This is a genomic window from Ornithinibacillus bavariensis (assembly GCF_018333235.1).
Classification (GTDB): domain Bacteria; phylum Bacillota; class Bacilli; order Bacillales; family Amphibacillaceae; genus Ornithinibacillus; species Ornithinibacillus bavariensis.
In genome coordinates, this window is record NZ_BORP01000007.1 from 145608 (window position 1) to 168022 (window position 22415).

A 22415-nucleotide genomic window follows, 5' to 3' on the forward strand; every position below is an offset into this window, starting at 1 on the left:
ACTATTTTATAATTTTTGAAAGCACCCCATTAACAAATTTGCCTGATTTTTCATCTCCATAACGGTTTGCAATCTCCACTGCTTCATTAATTGATACATTTGTCGGAACATCCTCTAAAAAGTTAATTTCAAATGTAGCAATTCTTAATACCGTCTTTTCAACTGCTGGTAGTCGAGGAAGTGACCAATTTTCTAGATTTTCTGCTAGAACGTTGTCAATATCTTGTTTATGTCTTACAACACCGTTCACTAGATGAACAAGAAATTCGTCCTGTTCCTCTTCTTTCAGTCTTTCTTGAATGGTTATCTCCACATCTTCATCTAATAAGTCTAATTGAAATAATAATTGAAATGCTTTTTCTCTTGCAGCATGTCGTTTCATTTACATTACTCCTTTAATAATCTCTTCCAAATAATAACATGATTATGAAACACGCGCCACAAACTCCCATATTTTTAAAGAGAAAGAGGATATCCCATAGAAAACGACTACTAATAGTCAGAATTCGTATGGGACATCCTCTTATTCTGTTACGTCTTCGTTATTATTTTTTTCCATTTGAACGCCAACGACATGAACATTTACCTCTGCTACGTCAAGGGATGTCATGTTTTTTAATGTTTGACGGATATTAGATTGAATCTTTCCAGCAACCTCTGGTATAGTTACCCCAAAGTTCAATACTACAAATAAATCAATAATGATACCATCATTGGTAAGCTCAACTTTTACACCTTTACTATGAGATTTTTTCCCGAACTTTTCTACAACTCCTGTTGCAAAGTTACCACGCATATTAGACAAGCCTTCTACTTCAGATGCTGCGATACCTGCAATTACTTCAATTACCTCTGGAGCAATTTCAACTCTTCCAAGTCCAGTATCATCACTCATATTCACTAACGGTTGTTCAGCCATACTTTCACTCCTCTTCATAATTGGGGTTCCAGTCGATTATTCTTGGCTCGGTTCAGCAATAGGGTTTTCTTCTAAAAAGTTTGTGTTAAAATCACCATGAATAAATACTTCATGATCCATAATTAGGCGATGAAATGGGATAGTGGTATGCACACCTTCTACTAGGAACTCATCAAGAGCGCGTTTCATCTTAGCAATTGCCTCATCTCTTGTTGCACCATATGTGATTAGCTTAGCTATCATGGAATCATAATATGGAGGTATTGCATACCCTGGATACGCTGCAGAATCTACCCGAACACCTAAACCACCCGGTGGTAAGTACATATTAATTTTCCCAGGTGATGGCATAAAATTCTTAAAAGGATGCTCTGCATTGATACGGCATTCAATTGCCCATCCGTCAAAGGTAACATCTTCTTGTGTAAAGGAAAGCTTCTCTCCATTTGCTATCTTGATTTGTTCTTTAATTAAATCAATTCCTGTCACCATTTCTGTAACAGGGTGTTCTACCTGAATTCTTGTATTCATTTCCATGAAATAGAAATCTTTAGTCTTACGATCAAAAATAAACTCTATTGTGCCTGCTCCGACATAATTAACTGCTTTGGCAGCTTGAACTGCCGCTCCTCCCATTTTAGCACGAATTTCATCATTTAGCGCTGGAGATGGTGTTTCTTCAATTAATTTCTGCAGCCTACGCTGGATACTACAATCTCTTTCCCCTAAATGAACGACATTTCCATGGGTATCAGCTAATACTTGTATTTCGACATGGCGAAAATCTTCAATAAACTTTTCTAAGTATACACCTGGATTTCCAAATGCAGTTTCTGCTTCTTTTTGGGTAATACGGATACCCTTAATTAAGTCCTCTTCAGATCTTGCTACGCGAATCCCTTTACCACCACCACCTGCAGTGGCCTTGATAATAACAGGATATCCAATTGTTTCAGCAATTTGTATTGCCTCTTCTTCACTCTCAATAATACCATCAGAACCTGGTACAATTGGAACATTAGCTGATTTCATCGTTTCTCTAGCAACATCTTTGATTCCCATCTTCTGAATCGCTTCAGGTGTTGGTCCGACAAATGTAATATTACATGCCTTACAAATCTCTGCAAAATCAGCATTTTCAGCAAGGAAACCATAGCCTGGGTGAATTGCATCTACATTGGTAGATATAGCAACACTCATGATATTGGTGAAATTTAAATAACTATCCTTACTTGACTTTGGTCCAATACAATAAGCTTCATCAGCTAACTGTACATGTAGTGCTTCTTTATCAGCCTCAGAGTATACTGCTACTGTTGCAATACCCATTTCCTTACATGCACGAATAATCCGGACAGCTATTTCTCCTCTATTAGCAATAAGCAATTTCTTAATCATATTAAGCACGTCCCCTTATTTCGTTTTTACTCTAAATAGTGGCTGACCGTATTCTACTAGCTCCCCATTTTCTACTAATACTTCAACAATCTCACCTGACACTTCTGCTTCAATTTCGTTGAATAATTTCATTGCCTCTACAATACATACGACTGTCTCTTTTGAAACAGAACTTCCAATTGATACAAATGGTTCACTATCAGGACTTGGTGAACTATAGAATGTACCAACCATTGGGGATGTTATTTCATGGTCATAATCTACAGAATTTGACTGAACAGATACTTCTTGTTTCTCTACTATTTCTTCTTTCACGGCTTGTACAGGTTGTTTTTCTACAGCAACAGGAGATATTTCCTTCTCCACATGGACAACAGGATTTGCTTGTACTGCAACACCCTCTGGTAATTTTTTCATTGAAACCTTTGTTCCATTTGTTTCATAAGTAAATTCATTTAAAGACGATTGATCAACTAGTTTTATTATTTCACGAATTTCTTGTACTTTTAACAAATTATAGCACTCCCTTAACTCGATTTATAATTAGGTACTAATAACTCCTCTTAATATTTTACGATAACTATAAGGAAAACTTCAACAATTAAGTAAAAACTCATAATTGAAACGCTTTCACATTCTTGATTATAACAAGATACCAGTGTCTTGGCGAATGATACTATTGATAGCATAAAATAGTTATCTTGTGGATACTATTTTGCCTTTTTTAATGTAAAGTCTGTAGCGAAAGTTTACTACGCGGAAAAATATTAGTTCTTAGGTACAGCTTTTATCTTTTAATCATTAAACTATAATAAGTTGAAATTAATGATGTTTGTCCTATCCCTACCCACGTTTGTCACTGCAACTAGCTTACAACCTTCGTACCATACTAGATTATCATAATAAATCCTAATACTAGACAAAACAAAACATCAAGTCACTTAAGACTTGATGCTAAAGTTTACTATTAATCTAGCTTTCTGTAATCGGTTCGTGGACTACATTTACGGTAACTTCTCCAAATTCATCGCGTACCATCTGCATAATATTTAGTACTTCTTTTTTGGAGATCTCGTCCACTTGAACATGAACATGAACAACATCTTCATCATAACGAACTAAAACGTCTTGATATTCTGCAGAAGCAGCGATTGAATCTTCCAGAATATTTTCCTTAGCTGTTGTTGCTTCAATGACATCCATTTCATCATATGCCTGTTTCTTTTCCTCTGCACTTGCATTTCCATTGGCTACAATATCTTTCAATCTATCTAATTTCATACTTCTTTTATCTTGTACTTCTAATCGTAATGAAGCAAATAATTCATTTCCACCTGGCTGTACGTCAACACCTGCTTTTTCATCTGTTGTATTTGATGATGTTTCTTCTGTATCATCTTTCTTTCCTGAATCTAGATAAGCAAAATCTTCCGGTTTCGAGGTCATATAATACACACTCAACACAATCATTAAGCTTAGCATTGTTAACAACCATACTGTTTGTTTTTTCAACATTCGTTCATCCTCCTTAATTTTTAGGCATTACAGAAACTCGATGTGTGGGAACATCTAGTACTCTCGAAACAGCTTCTACAACCCACTGTTTTACGGTAGCTTTTTCAACACCCTTTGCTACTACGAATACCCCTCTTACCTTAGGTTTTTTTGTTTGTACTAAGATAGGTGTCTCTTGGTCACCTTGTCTAATTAAAACAGTTTGCGATTCTTCTGTGTTATCTTCAATTTGTCTTGTCCCGCCATTTTTATCATTTTCCTCTGTATGCTGTTGTCCTTTAATTAGATTTTTTTCATAAACTTTTACATCAGTAGAATCTAGATTGACCATTACTTCTACCTCAGAGACGCCATTTATTTTTTCTAACATATCCTCTAATTGCTTCTTATAATTAATTTCAAGCTCTTGAATGTTAGATGTCGTTTTCGATTCATGGGAACTTACTTCAGCCGATTCAGCATCTGTTTCCAGTTTCATTCTCGGTACTTCTTGTCCTAGTTCATTCTGGGATGGGGTAGAAAAGATGTTTCCCACTAGGATTACAAGCAATGCTGCCAGCCCAATAATTAGAATATAGGTGGTTTTTTTTGAGCCATTTATTTTTTCCTTTAGGAATTCTTGTATTTTTTTTATCAAGATGCCCCTCCCTCCCAAATAACAGTTAATTTCTTATCTGATAATTCCCAGATTTGTCTTAGCAAGGTTTCCATCCCTTGAACATCTACATCCTTTGCTTTTGAACTAGGGTTTTCCTCCCTTGTATCGATAACCACATCGTTTACTGCATTCACTGCTCCCTCCCCTGCTTCGGATTCTCTGAGATACACCTTAACCTCCTCTAGCTCCTCATACGAATAAGCTGTTCCCTCTTTAAACTGAAAATCTATATTTTGTATTTCTGCTTGGTAGTTGTCCAAAAGAGGAGCCTTCACTAAATCTTCCATTTGGACAGCCAGTTGTTCTAAAATATATGCGTTAGCTGACGATTCTATTTCACTTTTTTGAAATTCAATTAAATTTTCCACATCTTTTGTTTGTGAATTATCGTTCAATACCTCATCAAATGTAGTTTTAACTGCTTGTTCAATATCAAAATTCAACAGGTGGAAAATTGGCTGGAGGAAAATTAAAATTAAAATTAAGCCAATCACAAATTTAACGTATTTTTTCATGCTGCCTGCTGGAACTACTAAATCAATAATCGTAGCCAACAAGATAAAAATGATAATTTGTGAAACCCAATTGATAATTAATTCCATAACCACCAGTCCTATCGAAGTAGTAACGTAATATTACTAGCAGTCACGATAATAACAATCGCTAGAAAGAACATTAAAGAAACCGCTAGTAAACAAGCTAGGATTAGAACGATATACTTACTAATCGTATTTAAGCTCGTAATGATTGGTCCATCTGCAATAGGCTGCAAGATAGCAGCGGCAAATTTATAAATTAAGGCGATGACAAAGATTTTAATGGCTGGAAAAAGTACAATGAAAATAATAATAGCCAGACCTACAATTCCTACAGCATTTTTCAATAATAAAGATGCACTTAGAACGGTGTCGGCAGCATCTGTAAAGGTTCGACCAACAACAGGTATAAAGTTTCCCGTTACAAATTTAGCCGTTTTCATTGCTACCCCATCCTGAATGGCACTTGCTGCTCCTTGTACGGATAGGACACCAAGAAATATCGTTAAAAATATCCCTAATACCCCAATGCTTACCGATCGAAATAGCTCTGCTAAGTGGGTTACCTTATGATTTTCACTTAAACTACTAACGATAATTAACAAGGCAGATATGAATAATAGTGGCATAATAAAATTAGAAACCAAAACACCACTAAAATTAATTAAGAAAACGATAATTGGATGGAAAAACGAAACGGAAATAACACTTCCAAAGGTAGCCATTAAACCAAGAATTAAAGGGATTAAAGCTATCATAAAGCTACTCATCATACCGATTGCATCTTTTGCATAGGAAACTGCTAGGTAAAAGCTATTGAGCGCAATAAAAATAAGGACGATATATACGACGAAATATGCAATTTTGCTCACAGAGGTACGTTCAAATGCGGTATGCATGGTTTGCAGGAGAACTGAAAATAAGGTTAACAGTAATAAAGATCCAAGTAGCTTTCCGTTTAGAATAACTTCGTGAAATAGATATTCTAGAGCACCAACCATAGCATTTTTAATCGAGAGTTCTTTATTTCCTTTAATAAAATCATATATACTTGTTTTTTCTAAATCTGGTACATACCCCCCATAGTCATCGACAAGTGAGTTCCAATATTTTTGGATTCCATCAAAAGAAATATCTTCTACTAACACGTCTTCCATTGGTGCAGTCGGCTCTTCATCAGCAAAAACGAAGGGTTGTCCAAGTAAAATTAGTAAAGAGACTAGCAACATAATTCGCTTAAATTGTTTCATGCACTTCGACTCGTCCCTCCCATATACCCTCTTATGCGGAAGGTAAGAAATTTAAGATAGCTTCAACTACAGCTGTTATAATTGGGATTGCTAATATTAAAATAAATATTTTTCCTGCTAATTCTATTTTGGAAGCAACTGCACTAAGTCCAGCATCCTTTGTTAAGCTCGCACCAAGCTCCGTAATGTAGGCAATTCCAATAATTTTCAAAATGGTTTCAATATACATGCCATTAATTGATGCTTTTTGTCCCAGGGACTCTATTAATCGAATGACTGAGCCAATCTGGCTAATAATAGCAAGAAATAATACAATTCCTGTTATAAGTAAAATAATAAAAGCAAAGGGGCCACGCATATCCTTTAAAATAATGTATAAAACACTAGCAATAATTCCGAGAGTGACAATTTGTAATATATCCATAGAAGCTACCCTTGGAATAGAAAAACAGATCGGATTTGCTGGAAAAGATCGGATAATCCATTAATCACAACCACCAACACAATAATAAATCCAACAAGTGTCACGAACTGGGCAATTTCTTCTTTACCCATTTGTTTTAAAATTGTATGAATAAGTGCAACTATGATTCCGATACCAGCAATTTGAAATAAAATGGATGCATCTGCAAGCATAACTAAGCCCCTTTCTTTCCCTATATAAGCAATAACACGATAAACAACCCTGCTAGAAAACCAATATTTTTAGCCATTTTTCCATATTTATCTTGTTCTTCCCTTGCATCATGTAGTTCCCTTTCTAAGTGTCTAATCGTAAGTTGGATATGCTTTTGCTGCTGTGTGAAATCATGTTGTCCTAACGTTCGACCAAACTGAACAAGAATTTCTTGTTCAGTTTGTCCTAGGCTGGATTCCTCTATCAAAGCTGATACACAATCCTCCCAAATTAGTTCGAAATCAATATGGCTCCCTTCCAATCTTTTAGCAACTAATTGAAAAAAAGCTTTAATTGGGTCGGGAATTTGCTTTGCTATGGAAATAAACGCCTCATGTAATGGTAACTGACTATAAAGAATTTCCGCTTCTAGCACTTGTAATGCATTAATCAAATGACGTATATGCTTTGGCCGCTTCGCTAACCGATTACTCCAATCGAATCCGAGCCAGGTCGTTGTCCCGATAAACAGAAGTGCTCCGATCCACTTCATTTGGTAGGCACCTCGATTTCTGATAGATATTTTTTTCATCTTCGTTATAAATTTTCTCAATGGTTCCTGGTTTATCTTGACCATTTAAAATGATTATTCGTTGAAAAACATGCTTATCAAATAGTGATTGTACCTGGGGTCGATTTTTTATTTCCTGCAAGGATTGTCCATGAATGGTACAAATAACTGTTACACCAGCATTCATCGCATTCGTTAAGGCATAGACATCCTTGTCACTACCAATCTCGTCCACAACTAAGACTTCCGGTGACATGGAACGAATCATCATCATCATGCCCTCTGCTTTCGGACAGGCATCTAAGACATCTGTTCTTAATCCTAAATCATGCTGTGGTACACCATGAAGGCACGCTGCAATTTCCGATCGTTCATCCACGACACCAACCTTTTTAGGTGGAACATGGTTCCAACCAGAGGAAATAATTCGAATTACATCCCGAATTAAAGTTGTCTTTCCTGATTGTGGTGGGCCAACAAATAACGTATTTAAAAATCTCTCCTCAAACAAATAAGGAATAACAGGTCTAGCAACACCAATCTTCTCCTTGGCGATTCTTATATTTAAAAACGTAATATATTGGATTGCTTTAACAGACCCGTGAATGGTATTTACTTTTCCCGCGAGTCCGACACGATGACCACCATCAATTGTGATGAATCCTTCTCTTAGCTCATCTTCCATACGATAAAGAGAAAATTCACTCAGTTGATTAATAATGAAAACATAGTCCTTTTTGTTAGGGCGGACTAAAGGTAGCCACTCAATACCATGGTCGTAAATCAACTCAATCGGTTGATTTAAACGAACTCTTATCTCCTGAAGCATGTCCCACTTCTTATTCATCTTTTGTTGGATTTCGTCACGAATATCTGTTGGGAATAAGCGCAATATTTCTTGCATAGCTTGTCCTCGCTTCTTTTCATAAGTTCATAAACCATTTCATGATTCACTTTCTATAAGTAAATGTATGTATTCGAGGAAAAATTATGACTGATAGAGGAAAATAATAGAATAGTATTATTGAATGATAGAGTTGGAATGGATATTCAAATAGAGAACAGTTATATGGAATGGTATATTAATTTTTGATTAGTGGAGTTATTGTGGATTGAGAAAGAAAATAGGAAACTCCAATTCTATATTATTAGAGCTTCCTATTGTTATATGCTTTGTTTACATTTATAAATTGATGGAATAGAAAATGCTAAAAAATGGTCGGTACCATTCCCCCATCCATACGAATTGGCGAACCTTTAAATGCGGATGCATAAGGACTGCACACAAATGTGGCTAATCTACCGATTTCATTAGGCCTAATAAATCGTTGTATTTCAGATTGAGGTAGGTTTGTAGTCATAAATTCTTTCTCTTTTTCTAAAAAAGTCATATCTGAATTTGCGTAAATTCCCTCAATTATTTGCTGAACATTTTCCGAGAGTGTTGGACCTGGCATGATAGTATTGACTGTAACTTCTGTACCTATTGTTAATTTAGATAAGGTTTTTGACAATGACAATAGCATTGATTTTGTCATACAATACTGAGGCATTTGTCCTGAAGGCATGATTGCCTCTTCACTCGCAATAAAGATGATACGACCATAATCATTTTTTAACATTTTAGGCAAATAAAATTTAGATAATCCATTTGCAGCAAGAACATTCGTACGGAAGTATTTATCCCATACTTCATCGTCAATGTCCTCATATTGCATAATTTCATAAATACCCATATTGTTAACTAAAATATCAATAGTGGGGAATTTTTCAAATAATGCTTCTCTCTGCTCCACATCGACAATGTCTGCTGTTGCATTTTGAGGGGAGGTAGTTGGGAATTCCGATTTAATTTCATTTACAATTCGTTCTACCTCGTCATAATTTCGTCCATTAATTAGTACATTGACACCTTCTTTAGCAAGTTCAATTGCAATCGCTTTACCTATACCTTTCGTTGATCCTGTAACTAAAGCTGTCTTATTGCTTAATCCCATATCCATAATATATTTCTCCTTTTGCCTTTATGAATAAAATAACTACGCTCTTCCCCATTGAGGCAATAATTATGCTATTCTTTTTTAATAGTGTTAAGTCAACGTTATATTGTTGAAGTACCTAAATGTTTTGTACGCCAATTAAAGGGAGTATCACCTTCCCAAAGGCGGAAGGCACGGTAGAACGAGTTCTGGTCCTCATATCCAATCATGAAGGCTACCTCCTTAATATCGAATGTGGGGTCTGCCAAATACACTCGAGACAATTCATGTCTGACTTGTGTCAAAAGATGCTTGAAGCTCGTGCCTTCTTCAGTAAGACGGCGCTGCAAGGTACGATCGCTCATCCCTAGCTCACTTGCGACAATCTGAATGTCAGGACGCCCTCCAGATAAACTACGTTTCAGGATCCATTTGACCATTTCCGTGATTGAGCGACTGTGTTGCTGCTCATCCAACGATTTATCCAATACAGGAGTCAGAATCTCCAGCAATTCTTCGTTGTACGAGACAAAAGGCAAGTCCAAATCACATCGACGTAATGTCAACCTGTTACAATTTGCACCAATCCGGATATGGCATCCGAAGTAAGCTTCTAGAGCGCTTATGTCGCCCATTGAGTGCGTAAATTCGACAAATTTCGCAGTGAGCGGTTGACCCGTACCCCGACGTCCAAGCTCCAAAAGAAATGCCAGAGTGATTCCAACCAGCATCGGTGGACCTGATTGCTCGGTATACAACCAATCTAGTTCAATTGTACAGTCCTCATCACCCTCGTTGATACGTAAGCTTTCTGGGGGACACATTTGCTTGTACCGTGCCATTCGTTTTAGTGCGTCACGGTAGTCACGAGCATGGTAAGTCGCTAAGACTGCGGGTGGGTAATGCGCTGTTTCAAAGACGGTCGTAAGCTTGATAATTCCTTCAGCAGTGTCATCAATGAGATCCGAATATGCCTGCCAAATTGCGAAATATTGGTCGGTGGTGACAGATTGATCCGTAATAATGGTGAGTGGCAGTCGTGCTTTTCGAGCCACATCTTGAGGGGCAATCCCTAATTGATGTATTCCTGTCCAAAATCCTGCCGGGACTTTAATACGATTAAGAGATTTCATCATTGGGTCCTCCTTTAGCTTTCTACACTTTCACTAGTTTTGACTGGAAATGTATTCTGCTTCATTAACGGGACAAATATTATATTACCTTTTCCGTATCTCCTTGTAACTAGCAGAGGGCGACATTTTACTTGCCAATAACGTCAAATAAATCCATTTATAATAGACTGTCAACGTAATAAAGCTACCTTTAATACAAGAAGCTTTATTAAAATATCCTAAAATCCTTTTAACTAAAGCGTAAGAATATATTTGTGTTTTTGTTATTTGGACTATTCAACAGAAAGCTACTCATTATAATTTTGACTTAATTTTGCCTGGTATTCAATTTGTCCATATTGAACAATAGGTCCAAATTAATTGAATAGATTAACTCTCTTTCTTAACAACTTTATTATTTTATCAACTATATTGTAAATTAAACTACCTTTTGGTCTTTGCATAATTCTTACCTATAAATTAATATCTGAATAAACCTAGCTTAGGTGTACTCTATAAAAATTGCATGTCACCAAAAAAACCAGCTTTAGTTACACTTAGCTGGTTAAATGGAGAATATTTGATTATCACCTATTAACTTTGGTTTTTCTTAGCTTTAGGCTTTTGATGAAGCTTAGTAATATTTCGATTCATTTTTAAGGTTGAGGAGCCTAGATTATTATTTAATGTGGATTCTTCATTTAATTTTTCATCCTTGGCCATTGTTTTTCCTCCTATTTAGAATAGTTCTTATAGTTTATGTCTTTTGGGAAATTTCATGTAAAGGTACGTTAATCGATTTGAGTGTTTATATACTCTCGACTTTCATGGTTTCTATAGTAATCACATAATATCTAAAATACACAGTTCTTACTCATATAATCGTATCTAATAATTCCACATCAATATTTTCTGGATTAATCCAACTATAAAACCTTTCTAAGTGCCACTTATCCTTTAGCCTTTCATAATCATTGGCTTCTATCCAACGATTTAATTCATTATATGATTCTACTGTTTTCAAATTTGTTCCTTTATGCCTAATAGCAGCATACTTTTGGGCTGGAACTGTTAATGTTACCATATCTGATGGAGTTTGATCATATTCCTTGACTTCCACACAAACCCAATAACCATCTTTATCATCGGTATCATTTTCGATTATATATCATATTGTTGAGTTGGATTAACTACTTGTTTGATCTCACTTAAATGTATTGCTGCTTTTGGTATTTCCTTTACATATTGATCACCGGCACATAAAACTCTATATCCCACTAGCTTTAACTCTCCAAGTATTTGAATTCCGTATTTTGCAATCCTACTTTAGGCATGTTCATTGCTCCAATTTCACTGATAAATACGATTAAATAAAATCGTCTACTTCTCGATCCTTACAATCAACATTTACAAACCATCAACATATTTCCATCTGGGTCCTTAAAATTAAAGTAATGATTATGTTCAATATCAGATATTAGCTCGACACCTTTTTCCTTCATGTAACAATATGCTTCTTCTATATTCTCCGTATTGAAATGAAAGGCCGCTGTTCTAAACACTTTGTCTTTAGCGTATATTTTGCTGTCTAAAACTATCCCAGTACCTTCCATAGGTATAACATATAGATGACCAAACTGAATATCACCCTCCACCTTTATACCTAACATCTCACAATACCAATCGCGAGCTTTTTCTATGTTGCTAACTGGGATGAAGACTGTTCCTATTTGATTCAAAATTGGACTACTCATCATTACCTCCTTAGAATTTTTGTAATATAATACTTTGTAAAAATTAATTTAATACAATAATCAAACATAAAATAAAGGCGATGCTAGACAGAGGAGTCATAACCATCCTCTCCTTCTTACTTCTCGAAACCAAATTAGCTAATGTATTAATACCTAGAAAAATAGTAATTATCCAAGCTAATACGTTAATTGGCAAAAAATCTAGTGAATGTATAACACTTCCATGTTGAAGAAATATGAAAGACATGCATAAAAGTAATACTGCATTAAATGCACTTATTATACGTAATTTTTTGGGCAAGACCTTATAATAACCGCCCATGGCATACTCACCTAATGGATAGCCTAGTGATAATAAAACTTGAAATATCGCTATAATTACAAACATAGCGAAAACTATAATTGATAATGAGTAAATCATCTCCCCATCCCCCTAATCGATTAACTTGAATAATTTTTTCTTGCCCTAATTCCTATTTGAATCATCTATTACTGCACGTAATGTACTTTCCCACCAAACTTCTTTATTTCCGTTTACAAAGTTCTTAATTAGATCTCTAAAGGGATAGGGCTGAAGATTATATTTATCTAGTTCATCCACCTTTACCCAGTGAAAAATAAGGTGGGGCTCATTAGCTTCGGGTTTATAACTAGAAGCTAATTCCTCACACTCAATTAGAAAAACTTGATTAATTTCATAATGTATTATCTCTTTTTTCTCCCATTTATGTTCAACTACACCTAGAAAACTGCCAATTTTACTGGCTATTCCTAATTCTTCTTCAAGCTCCCTCTTTAGTGCATCCTTTGCGCTTTCACCGTTTTCAACGTGTCCTCCCGGTAAAAATGTATTACTGTATCCTTTGGCTTGTGCAAGTAAAACCTTATTTTCTTTGATAAGGACACCTCTAGTTAAATGATGAAATGGTTTTAGCATGGATACATTCCCTCTCTTTATAATAACTTCATATATTAATTGCATTGATGCATTACATTTCAATTAGTTGCCATTTTCTTCTTGATAAATTTCATAAAAAGTAGAATACATCATAAAATTCCTCATTATTTCCGCCTTTAGATTATGAAATTGAATTCTTAAATCTTTTTTGGAATAGAAATTACTTTCTTTAAGATTAGTGACTAATTCTTCTAATTCTAGTATGCCTTCAATACTATAGGCCAAATATTGTCGTTGCGTGCTAGTATAGTCTTCCCTTTTTAATAAACTAAGCATTATATCTCTAGTACTTCTAACACCAAACAATAAATTCTCTAGAATCAGATTTCTTAAGTTTAATCGGATCTTTACTTAGTAGCCACTCTTTTTCAAATAGTAAAAGTATGGATTGTGTTCTTTCAACCGTATAATTTATAGATGTACTTAATCCTTCCTTCACATCGTTTCCGATAGCTTCCTTTCAAAGTCTGTAAATCCATAGCATATTGGTCAACCACTATCGGATCAGGCTTTATCTTATAGGTTTTATTGATACCAAAAATTGAAAAGGGATAAAACCAGGTCAAAATAAGAATAAAAACTCCTATGGAACCCACTATAAAAAATGTTATTTCCCTAGTTTTCCTCAAACAATATCCTCTTCCTCTGCAAGAATATACAAATCAAAACCTAATAATAACGACGAAACAAATGCCTATTCTATTTTACCATTATGAACGGTTAAGTTCAGCGAATTATTACAAAGATCATTTTTTTCTATCTTTTATAATGTAATTATTTTATAAATTACAAAAAAGGAACCACTTTTTAAAAATGGTTCCTTTATTAATGTTCAGTTCGGTTGAAGGGTTGCTTTGTCTAAGCCTTTTATTTCTTATTTCTCCTATCTACAAATCTCAAATTTCTATCGACCCAAGACTTCGTTCCAAAAGTGAGGTAAAGTAGGGACAATCTCCTTTTTACTCAGCATATCTTCATATGTAACTTTATCCACCCATTTTGCATCAATAACCTCATCCTCTTGAAATTGAAGATCCTCAATTACTACATTTGATTGAAATAACCAAATATCGGAGTGAAAATGTTTCCGTCGTTCATTTATCATTAATTTTCCTTGACTTGGATCTAGTACCAAGCCCAACTCTTCAGCTGTCTCTCTTAAAGCGCCCTCCAAACTTGTTTCCCCGGTCAGCACAGAGCCACCGGTACATTCCCAATAATTACCCCAGGATTTTTGGGGATGGCGCTTTGATAAGAGTATTTCACCCTTGTCATTTTGAATCCATATATGGACAACTAAGTGATAGCAGCCTTCTGGAAGTGGAACTCCTCTAACGTGGGTCTTACCAATTTTTTTCTTGTTTTCATCATATAAATCCCAAATCTCCATATCATTACTCCCTATCAATTTGTCATGAAAACTATTTTCCTGTGAAACTATTTATCAGCTAAGAATTAATAAAAATAAAAACCTAGTAATTCCTATCCAGTGTTTCTTCTTATCCTATATCACCTTTCATATTTTCAGCAATCTTCTTCAATTCTTCCGCTCGAGAAGCAATAAATGTTTTCATGTATCTTTCCAAAAAACAGCCTGTCAGCAATTTTACCAATTACACCAAAAGGTGACTTATATTGAAAGTAATCAATCATTAAGGTTCCATCTAATTCTTCTATGAAACGATGAGTATGCATAAAGGAATGAAATGCACCTTTAACCATTATGTCAATAAATTCATGAGGCTTATCCATTTTAATGACTTTAGCGGTCAACTTTTGTTTAACACCGAAATGTGTTGCTTCAAAAGTAACTGTGTCACCCATTTCTAATAAACCTGTTGTGACTCCAGCTACAGCTCTTTCGTTCGTAAAAGTAGTTGTTTGGATATGAATATCTACACTTCTAGCTAAATCAAAACATAAATCAATCGGTGCATGAATAAGTTAATGATGTTCAATGATAGGCATTTATTTCCTCCTTACAAATGAACGATATAGGAGTTTAATCATTCCTTACTTTCTCCTGGGTAATCCCAATCCAAATCATGACTATCTAACAGCTTATATAATCTATTTTCACCAACAATCTTGTAATAGTCTGAGTCAAGACTTATGTATTTATCATATATAGTTATTGTACGAGCATCACTATTCTGAAAATGTAAATAATAATAGTTATCCAAATTACTATTGAAGTCAGTGCTTTTACGAAACTCCATAGTCGATAGCTCAACAAATAAACGATTTATTAATTGCCTATCCTCAATAATTATATTACGTTTTTCGATTATTTTATCCCAAACATTCTTAGCCTCTTCATTCCAAGCATTATTTCTTATTTCAACTTGTTTGATTGAATTCGGATTTAAAGAAGTGATGTCATTTGCTACTTCAGCAAATGATGTGGTATTTATCGAAGAAAACAAAATACCTACAAAAAGTACAATAGCACCTATCCCCCAGATAAAATCAATAATGTACTCCTTTTTTTCACGATCATATTTATATTCCATAAATGTGCGTAAACCACAGAGAATTACAAAATTTCCCGCAGACAATAAATAAACCTCCGTAATGGAGAATACAAATATCAGAACAGCCGAAATTAAAAGGAAAAGAATCAAGAGTATCAGTTCAATCCTCTTATGCATGTGATTAACATGTCTATAATTGTCAAAATCAGCTATGATGTTGTATCTTCTTCTAACAATAAACGTTACAAGATAGGAAAGCAGTAACACCAAAATCGAAAATACAATCATCCCCTAACCTCCTATTAGTTCTAAAAAACAATCAAAGATTCCTCGTATTATCCAGAACAAATTATCTAAATACCTTTCCCATTATTACATAAGCAGGACCATTTTGATCTGAAACAAATGGTTCCTTGATTACTTCCCAACCTAAACTGTGATACAAGCTACGTGCTGACTTGTTTTCTATCTGAGTTGTAAGTATAGAAGTTTTATGTTGAATATCCGCAAGTAAATTAGTAATCAATTGCTTGCCATAACCTTGGCCTCTATACGATGGATATACAGCTTACTCAACCAATTCAAAACAGTCTTTTAACCACTTTTCATATTCTAGTGAACTAAGCTCAGAAGCTAGTAGATTATGATAGAACTGATCAGGTAAGGATGAATAACCATAAGAAAACCCTAACAACTCCTTATGATCTGAGATTATGATATTACCTCTAAATCCTTTATAACCGGAGTGCTTGATTAGGCGTTCCTTTATGGAATGGTTCCATATCTGTTCATAGAGAAGATCAACAGTTTCTATGACTCTTTCTTCCATAACTAAGTCATTAACCTGCACCAATTATTTTCACCTCATTATATTTTTATTGTACCTTCTAACATACATATAGCTTTCATAGCCATCATTCGTTATTGAATTCTGCGTTCAATCTCTGCAAAATTTCAAAACCATTTTATAACAGAAGTCTCACCATTTCTTTTCGGAAATTAATTCGCAAACTAATAGTAGGCCTAATTTCATTAACTATTTCATCGGCATCATTTTTATATTTATCGTTGGATATTGCTGCATTTGTTTTAATGCGTCATATGGACTTATTATATATACATCAACAGTATGATTGTTTTTACTGTTGGTATACCGTCTCCACTATTCTTTAGTAAATGGCTGAAATAATTCTCCTACAATTGGATATCTTGTGCAAATATTAACTACACCACCTAATTCAAAAGATTGATTAACAGAGGTAAGAAGCCCATCAATTGATTCATTCGTTTGCATTATTAAAAGCCATGTTGTTTCAAAATAATTCCGTTTCTTTACTATACAAGAAGGACTATCAGACACACAGATAGCCCCTCTAATATACTTATATCTATTATTTGAAAAAACAATATCCTTTATCTACCATACAAAATTGATGACACACTTTATCAGTTTAAGCGGTGAACAATTTCGTATTGATTTCCACAAGGATCTTCAAAATAAAACGCATAGTAAGTCGGGCTCATTGGAAATAATTTAGGGCCACTTGTAATCTTACCACCAGCCATTTGAACGATTTGCGCAAGTCGGTCTACTTCTTCACGATCATTTGCCCAAAAACCAATAAGGTTTCCATTTGGCTTATGAGAAGCTTCTTCTGTTATGGCAAAATACGCTAAACTTGGTAGACTTCCTTCACCTGCAAATACTTTCCAATTTTCGCTGTGATATGTTTGCGTGAAACCTAGTTCTGGAAGAAACGTCTCGTAAAAGGGTAAGGCTTCAGAAAAATTACTTACTCATAGATCGATATGGCTATATGGATTCATTTTCTTTTTCCTCCCCAAAGTAAAAAATTATTAAAATCTTACTCTTAATTCCTCTAATACATTTTCCCAATATTCCTTCATCTCTTCCCTAACGTTCTGATTAGGAAGATTTTCCTGGTGAAAGCTTATCGTAGTTTTATTATGTTCTTTTGGGATAAAACGAATCTGTACGGTAGAAGGTTTATGCCATTCATCTTTTTTCCAAGTAAGACGAAGTTGTTCGAGTGGTTTAACTACTCGTAATTCACCAGCACCTGTCTTGGCGATATATGCTTGGCCAGGTTTAAGAATTAAACTAGTATTCAGTCCTAGCCATAACTCAAATCCTTCAGCAGATGTTACAAGTTCCCAAGCCTTCTCTTGAGAAATTGGAAAAGTCCTTCTAACCCCTACTTGAAATCCTACCGCCTTCGTTTGTCCAATAGGTTTTGATTCCATTTCAACCACTCCTTTCTATTTTAAAAAGCAATTACTCTAAAATTCCAAAATCTGTGCATGGCTTGATACTTAACTTCTTTGCCTGAATCTTATTACACTTACATCCGTTGCATCACATGTTTGGCTTTCATTATCTTCTGTATATGGTCTAATCCAACTTATTCCAAAGCTGAGAAGCTGACTCTTGGTGTTTTCACTTGTTTCATATTCAATCCCATTACTCAATTAACTTCCTGAATAATCATAACCGTACTCCTCATACGTGCCTAAGGAAGCCTCTATTCCTATTGTTAGTATTGTAAAATCTTTATAGAAAAATATCGCTTCCTGTCTTTCCCCAATCTCAATATCCCCTTCTTCCTTAATAGAAGGTAAACAACATCGGATTTTTTGCTTTTTGTATTCCTTTTTATATTCGTATTGAATAAAGTACCTACCATTAACGTCTTTACAATGTTCATCTAAAATGTATCTCACCGCTATAAAATCTATATCTATATCATTTACATATATTTTAATAGGACCTAGTGAAGTTGATAACATCGTTACACCTACAATTCCTAATTTAATTCTTAAACTAACTACTATCAGTTAGTGTAAAATGTTTTATAATTCCAAAGGTGTGTTCTAGGAAGCCGATGCTCTTTCCTTAATTGGAACATATAAATCTACCTTTAACTTTCCATGAGGATCTTCTATTGGATTGTTCAACGTAAATTCTAAATTAAATCGATTGAAATCTGCATCAAATTCACTGTTAGGTAACCACTCACTATATAAATAGTGATAAGCAAGATTTAATTTTTCAAGATTATCATAAAATGTATATACTACAAACTTTCCACCATCAATTTTCCTGAAATTTATATCGCTATGATTCTCTATTTCAAAACCTTCAGGAATAGTGACACATGCATCATGACGACATTTACTACTCTCCACCAAATCTGGATTGTCTAGAGATATTCCAATAAATGATTGATGTGGCGGAAAAAGTCCATTATTACTTGCCCATTGAAATAATTTCTCCCAGTGATCCTGTGGTTCAAAATAGCTGCCAGTTCTTCTAAAAAATGCAACATCCAAATCTGGTATTTCCTTGATATTAATATCCAAATTCAGCATCCCCTTACCACTAATTAATATTTTCGATCATGCCGTGTTGTTTAAGTGCCAGTACATCCAAAGTCCAAATACTTTTCCATACTCGCGCACTTTCTTCGTCACAGTGCCAATTTAATATAAAATGCCCGTCCTCTGCTTGGGTGTGTATTTCATATTCTAAACGTTGTCTAACATCATTTTTTAGCTCTTCAAATAACGGACTATCTGGTGTAAGCAAAGAAAAATGGCTTTGCGCAATAAAAAGTTGACCATTTACAAGAATCTGCTTCGATTATTTGAAAAATATCATTATTTAATTGTTCTAAAAGGATAGATTTATATGGGTCATCTACTCTACTTGCAAAACGAAATAAACTTTGTGCTTCTAGGAAATAAAATTGAGGTAATTCTGTCGTGGTGTGGATAGTACTCATGGAGCTCATCGCATTCTCTGTTACTTTTCTTAGAAAATCACTAGGAACTAACTCTCTGTATTCGTGTAAGTAACCTACTAATTCTGCACACGGATTATCTGTCCAAGTCTCGCTCTGTACTTTCTCTCGGCCATCCCATCTTTTTAAATTATGATCATAGGAATCAATGATGTATTAGATGCCTTTCTGAACAACATCACAATCTGGTGTTGCTCCGACCATACTAAGATATTGAAATGCCATGTACGTATCCATACCATTTGGAAAATCTACATCTCCTTCTCCCATATTCCTGAAACCACCGTTTTCTGCCTAGTATTGTGCTAATAAGCGAATGACATTATTGGTATGACCATTTTCAAAGTAAAATCGGTACAATTCTTGCTCTAAATCTCTCCCATATTTCATAAGATAATGATGGGCCTTTTGAAAGCTATCTGCAGATAAGACAATACTCATAATTTAACTCCCTTGAATGAGTTATTTATAAAAATAATCCTTCTCTAAAATGACCTAATTACTAAGATAATCCTTTTTTAATATTCCCATGTTAACAATGTCGTGCCATTCGCCATTACGATATAAAGCTTGACGGCTTATCCCTTCCTCCACAAATCCTATTCCGGTATATAAGCGAATTGCTCTATTATTAAAGGAAAAGACTCTTAATGAAATTCGATGTAAATTTAACTCCAAGAATGCATAATCAAGTAATAAGGTTAGTGCTTCCTTCCCATATCCCATTCCCCAGTAATCTTTTTCTCCAATGTCTAATATACATTCTGCATTTCTATTTTTATAGTCAATATTGATTAATGACGTAATACCGATAGTTTTTCCACTATCTATTTCCTCAACCATATAACTCTTCGCTGTCTTAGATTCTAGTATTACCATCTCAAAAAATCCCTTTGTTTCTTCCAATGAATACAAGTCCATATATGGATTAGTAGAATACATAACTTCAGTATCATTTCTCCAGGTGTGATATTGTTCTACATCGTTTAATTCAATTTTTCGCAATTTAATCCTGTTTGATTGGAACATTTTTTCTCCTTGCTTTGTAATAAATTTTTATCATCTTTTAATACGAAACCCAATGTTTACTCTTTCTTTGTTGAAAGGTATTACTCCAAGTAACCAAATTCCATTAACTGCTTATAACGATTTACTGCCAAAATACCCGTCCATTGCATTTTAGCTACCTCAAATTCTGCTGGATAAGCTCCCCAGCTCCATGGAACATCCCATACTCCCTCATCAGTCATTTGATTTAGGTAGAAAGCTAGATTTTGTTCAATTAACGTTCCGAGCCTTTCACATAATGGATGAGATGGTGAATCTACAAAATCTAGTGGAAGAGGTTCATAACCAGAATTCCAGCTTGATACATCCTTATTGATGCATTCATAGGCGAGACTGAGTACCTTCTCAGAGATTGCATCATAGCTATGAGTAATTTTTCGCTCTAATTCTGACTTGAACGGCTCAATTATTTTTATAAATGCTTGATAATTATTTATTTCATGTCGATCCATTTCTGCTTGATTCATTAAATGTGAAACGGCTTTATCTATGGAATCCCAGCCAATTCTAAATGCTTCAGAGTTTTCATCAGACCAATTGATTAAAAATGCTGCCAGTTCAACTCCAGGATTAAATGCCCAATTTTCCTGAACTCCCTCACTCCAATGCCACCAAGGTGCATGTGGATATTGATTATTAGCTGGCATGACTGCATCCCACATACCAGTATCACGGTGAAAAGTACTTACTAAATAACCAACCATAGCCTCCACCATTGGATCCGTCTTCTCAGCACCTATCTCCATAAGTATTTGCCCAGCTGCCCAGGTTGCCATAGGAGAAGAAGTCGGTGCCCAAAAGTCTGGCTCTATTCCATGTCCAAAGCCACCATCTTCATTTTGATACCGTTGAAGAGAGTTCCTTACCTGTTCCTTATCACCGTCATAAAAGATTAGATTAAATCTTGCATTTTCTAGTTCCCGACAATTTAATTGTAGAAATCGTTTTACATTCTCTAACTGAATTAACTTTTTCATAGAGTGACTCCTTCTATTCGATTTTAAATTTATTCTATCACAAAAAATTTAACAATAATGAAAAAATTCTTAAATTATATTTAGACTCTGCTACTTGTAGATAGGTATTGTTTAGAAATACTATAGCTATAATATTTCAATCCTTAGTTGAAATGATGTTTATCGGCTGTCTATTCATCATTTCGATTACATCCTTTACTTGAAATGACGTTTATAAGCTCTCTATTCATCATTTCGATTACATCCTTTTCTCGAAATGACGTCTAGGTACCCTCTATACTTCATTTCAATTACACTTTTTACTTGAAATGATGTTTAGCTACCCTCTATGCATCATTTCAATTACATCCTTTTCTCGAAATGATATTAAGCTACCCTCTACACTTCATTTCAATTACACCTATTACTCGAAATGACGTTTATCGAACCGCTTCCACCAATTTTAATAGTGCCTAAATCAGAGTGTCTCTTATTTTCACCGTAAATGGACAGGGATTCTCCATAATACACTTCGAGTACTCATTTAATTTCCTATCTTATTATTCAAAAAGAAAAAGAGGCTGGGACAAAACCCCAGTAAATAAAAAAAAGAGTGGTACTTACCTAAACAGGTGAATACCACTCTTTTTATGCACACAAAAAGGACACCTTTTGATAAAATTAAAGTTACCACACAATAATTTTTGGAGGTGTCCCTATGTTTAAACATTATACCATGAATCAAGTAGTTTTGCCGTTAGATTTAGAAATAAAATTACAAGAAAATGATATTGCATACACCGTTAATGAATTAGTAGAAAGCATTCCAG

30 protein-coding genes and 3 pseudogenes are annotated in these 22415 nt (G+C 34.7%); 1 reads left to right on the plus strand and 32 read right to left on the minus strand.

Annotated features, from left to right (window positions below; genetic code table 11):
- Position 1: 1 nt before the first annotated feature.
- From nusB to KI338_RS16035, 27 genes and pseudogenes are all read right to left on the minus strand, one after another.
- Complete coding sequence (gene nusB, locus KI338_RS15910; protein ID WP_212922010.1) at positions 2–382, minus strand: transcription antitermination factor NusB; 381 nt, start codon at positions 380–382, stop codon at positions 2–4.
- Positions 383–523: 141 nt separating this feature from the next.
- Positions 524–919 carry an Asp23/Gls24 family envelope stress response protein gene (locus tag KI338_RS15915; RefSeq protein WP_212922011.1) on the minus strand — a complete coding sequence of 132 codons (396 nt, stop codon included), beginning with the start codon at positions 917–919 and terminating at the stop codon, positions 524–526.
- A gap of 36 nt (positions 920–955) precedes the next feature.
- Positions 956–2317 carry an acetyl-CoA carboxylase biotin carboxylase subunit gene (gene accC / locus KI338_RS15920; RefSeq protein WP_212922012.1) on the minus strand — a complete coding sequence of 454 codons (1362 nt, stop codon included), beginning with the start codon at positions 2315–2317 and terminating at the stop codon, positions 956–958.
- Between the two features lie 15 nt (positions 2318–2332).
- The gene (gene accB, locus KI338_RS15925) at positions 2333–2830 is read right to left on the minus strand and encodes an acetyl-CoA carboxylase biotin carboxyl carrier protein (protein ID WP_212922013.1); all 498 of its coding nucleotides are present in this window, start codon (positions 2828–2830) and stop codon (positions 2333–2335) included.
- A gap of 459 nt (positions 2831–3289) precedes the next feature.
- A complete protein-coding gene (locus tag KI338_RS15930) occupies positions 3290–3832 on the minus strand; it encodes a SpoIIIAH-like family protein (RefSeq protein ID WP_212922014.1) in 543 nt (180 codons plus the stop codon).
- Between the two features lie 13 nt (positions 3833–3845).
- Positions 3846–4469, minus strand: coding sequence for a stage III sporulation protein AG (gene spoIIIAG, locus KI338_RS15935; protein WP_212922015.1), 624 nt, complete (start codon positions 4467–4469; stop codon positions 3846–3848).
- Positions 4466–5092 carry a stage III sporulation protein AF gene (spoIIIAF, locus tag KI338_RS15940; protein WP_212922016.1) on the minus strand — a complete coding sequence of 209 codons (627 nt, stop codon included), beginning with the start codon at positions 5090–5092 and terminating at the stop codon, positions 4466–4468. The genes spoIIIAG and spoIIIAF overlap by 4 nt, the downstream gene beginning before the upstream one ends.
- 11 nt (positions 5093–5103) lie before the next feature.
- Positions 5104–6276, minus strand: a complete 1173-nt coding sequence (gene spoIIIAE / locus KI338_RS15945) for a stage III sporulation protein AE (RefSeq protein WP_212922017.1) — start codon at positions 6274–6276, stop codon at positions 5104–5106.
- Between the two features lie 31 nt (positions 6277–6307).
- Complete coding sequence (spoIIIAD, locus tag KI338_RS15950) at positions 6308–6700, minus strand: stage III sporulation protein AD (RefSeq protein WP_212922018.1); 393 nt, start codon at positions 6698–6700, stop codon at positions 6308–6310.
- Between the two features lie 5 nt (positions 6701–6705).
- A complete protein-coding gene (gene spoIIIAC, locus KI338_RS15955) occupies positions 6706–6912 on the minus strand; it encodes a stage III sporulation protein AC (RefSeq protein ID WP_212922019.1) in 207 nt (68 codons plus the stop codon).
- A gap of 20 nt (positions 6913–6932) precedes the next feature.
- Positions 6933–7445 carry a stage III sporulation protein SpoIIIAB gene (gene spoIIIAB, locus KI338_RS15960; RefSeq protein WP_212922020.1) on the minus strand — a complete coding sequence of 171 codons (513 nt, stop codon included), beginning with the start codon at positions 7443–7445 and terminating at the stop codon, positions 6933–6935.
- Positions 7381–8367 carry a stage III sporulation protein AA gene (spoIIIAA, locus tag KI338_RS15965; protein WP_212922021.1) on the minus strand — a complete coding sequence of 329 codons (987 nt, stop codon included), beginning with the start codon at positions 8365–8367 and terminating at the stop codon, positions 7381–7383. The genes spoIIIAB and spoIIIAA overlap by 65 nt, the downstream gene beginning before the upstream one ends.
- A gap of 304 nt (positions 8368–8671) precedes the next feature.
- On the minus strand, positions 8672–9466 hold the full coding sequence (locus tag KI338_RS15970) for an SDR family NAD(P)-dependent oxidoreductase (RefSeq protein WP_212922022.1): 795 nt from the start codon (positions 9464–9466) through the stop codon (positions 8672–8674).
- A 98-nt stretch (positions 9467–9564) separates the two neighbouring features.
- Positions 9565–10575 (minus strand): AraC family transcriptional regulator, encoded by a 1011-nt coding sequence (locus KI338_RS15975; protein ID WP_373306357.1) that lies wholly within the window; start codon positions 10573–10575, stop codon positions 9565–9567.
- Positions 10576–11148: 573 nt separating this feature from the next.
- The gene (locus tag KI338_RS17870) at positions 11149–11277 is read right to left on the minus strand and encodes a hypothetical protein (protein WP_280530761.1); all 129 of its coding nucleotides are present in this window, start codon (positions 11275–11277) and stop codon (positions 11149–11151) included.
- Positions 11278–11428: 151 nt separating this feature from the next.
- Entirely contained in the window at positions 11429–11674 is a 246-nt protein-coding gene (locus KI338_RS17810; protein WP_244853691.1) for a GyrI-like domain-containing protein, read from the minus strand.
- 280 nt (positions 11675–11954) lie between these two features.
- Positions 11955–12308, minus strand: coding sequence for a VOC family protein (locus tag KI338_RS15985; protein ID WP_212922024.1), 354 nt, complete (start codon positions 12306–12308; stop codon positions 11955–11957).
- Positions 12309–12351: 43 nt separating this feature from the next.
- Complete coding sequence (locus KI338_RS15990; protein WP_212922025.1) at positions 12352–12729, minus strand: hypothetical protein; 378 nt, start codon at positions 12727–12729, stop codon at positions 12352–12354.
- Between the two features lie 45 nt (positions 12730–12774).
- Positions 12775–13245 (minus strand): NUDIX domain-containing protein, encoded by a 471-nt coding sequence (locus KI338_RS15995; protein WP_212922026.1) that lies wholly within the window; start codon positions 13243–13245, stop codon positions 12775–12777.
- 925 nt (positions 13246–14170) lie between these two features.
- Positions 14171–14656 carry an NUDIX hydrolase gene (locus tag KI338_RS16000; RefSeq protein ID WP_212922027.1) on the minus strand — a complete coding sequence of 162 codons (486 nt, stop codon included), beginning with the start codon at positions 14654–14656 and terminating at the stop codon, positions 14171–14173.
- Between the two features lie 109 nt (positions 14657–14765).
- Positions 14766–15207 (minus strand): annotated as a pseudogene (locus KI338_RS16005) (SRPBCC family protein).
- 65 nt (positions 15208–15272) lie between these two features.
- A complete protein-coding gene (locus KI338_RS16010; protein WP_212922028.1) occupies positions 15273–16028 on the minus strand; it encodes a DUF4181 domain-containing protein in 756 nt (251 codons plus the stop codon).
- A gap of 61 nt (positions 16029–16089) precedes the next feature.
- A pseudogene (locus KI338_RS17950) lies at positions 16090–16296 on the minus strand (GNAT family N-acetyltransferase); the annotation flags it as partial.
- Positions 16297–16308: 12 nt separating this feature from the next.
- The gene (locus KI338_RS16020) at positions 16309–16593 is read right to left on the minus strand and encodes a hypothetical protein (RefSeq protein ID WP_212922030.1); all 285 of its coding nucleotides are present in this window, start codon (positions 16591–16593) and stop codon (positions 16309–16311) included.
- Positions 16594–16902: 309 nt separating this feature from the next.
- The gene (locus KI338_RS16025) at positions 16903–17100 is read right to left on the minus strand and encodes a hypothetical protein (RefSeq protein WP_212922031.1); all 198 of its coding nucleotides are present in this window, start codon (positions 17098–17100) and stop codon (positions 16903–16905) included.
- An 86-nt stretch (positions 17101–17186) separates the two neighbouring features.
- Positions 17187–17525 (minus strand): annotated as a pseudogene (locus KI338_RS16030) (VOC family protein); the annotation flags it as partial.
- 72 nt (positions 17526–17597) lie between these two features.
- Positions 17598–18005, minus strand: a complete 408-nt coding sequence (locus KI338_RS16035) for an SRPBCC family protein (protein WP_212922032.1) — start codon at positions 18003–18005, stop codon at positions 17598–17600.
- A 78-nt stretch (positions 18006–18083) separates the two neighbouring features.
- Here KI338_RS16035 and KI338_RS17955 point away from each other — a divergent pair, with 78 nt between their 5' ends.
- Complete coding sequence (locus KI338_RS17955; protein ID WP_373306354.1) at positions 18084–18242, plus strand: DUF6804 family protein; 159 nt, start codon at positions 18084–18086, stop codon at positions 18240–18242.
- Here the strand turns inward: KI338_RS17955 and KI338_RS16040 are convergent.
- The 5 genes from KI338_RS16040 to KI338_RS16060 all read right to left on the minus strand — a co-directional run bounded on the left by KI338_RS16040 (position 18231) and on the right by KI338_RS16060 (position 21606).
- The gene (locus KI338_RS16040; RefSeq protein WP_212922033.1) at positions 18231–18548 is read right to left on the minus strand and encodes a hypothetical protein; all 318 of its coding nucleotides are present in this window, start codon (positions 18546–18548) and stop codon (positions 18231–18233) included. The two genes, KI338_RS17955 and KI338_RS16040, sit on opposite strands and share 12 nt — an antisense overlap.
- 84 nt (positions 18549–18632) lie before the next feature.
- The gene (locus KI338_RS16045) at positions 18633–19121 is read right to left on the minus strand and encodes an AraC family transcriptional regulator (RefSeq protein ID WP_212922034.1); all 489 of its coding nucleotides are present in this window, start codon (positions 19119–19121) and stop codon (positions 18633–18635) included.
- A gap of 734 nt (positions 19122–19855) precedes the next feature.
- On the minus strand, positions 19856–20002 hold the full coding sequence (locus KI338_RS16050) for a hypothetical protein (RefSeq protein WP_212922035.1): 147 nt from the start codon (positions 20000–20002) through the stop codon (positions 19856–19858).
- Positions 20003–20056: 54 nt separating this feature from the next.
- Positions 20057–20590, minus strand: a complete 534-nt coding sequence (locus KI338_RS16055) for a GNAT family N-acetyltransferase (RefSeq protein ID WP_212922036.1) — start codon at positions 20588–20590, stop codon at positions 20057–20059.
- Positions 20591–20670: 80 nt separating this feature from the next.
- A complete protein-coding gene (locus KI338_RS16060; protein WP_212922037.1) occupies positions 20671–21606 on the minus strand; it encodes a hypothetical protein in 936 nt (311 codons plus the stop codon).
- Positions 21607–22415 lie beyond the last annotated feature (809 nt).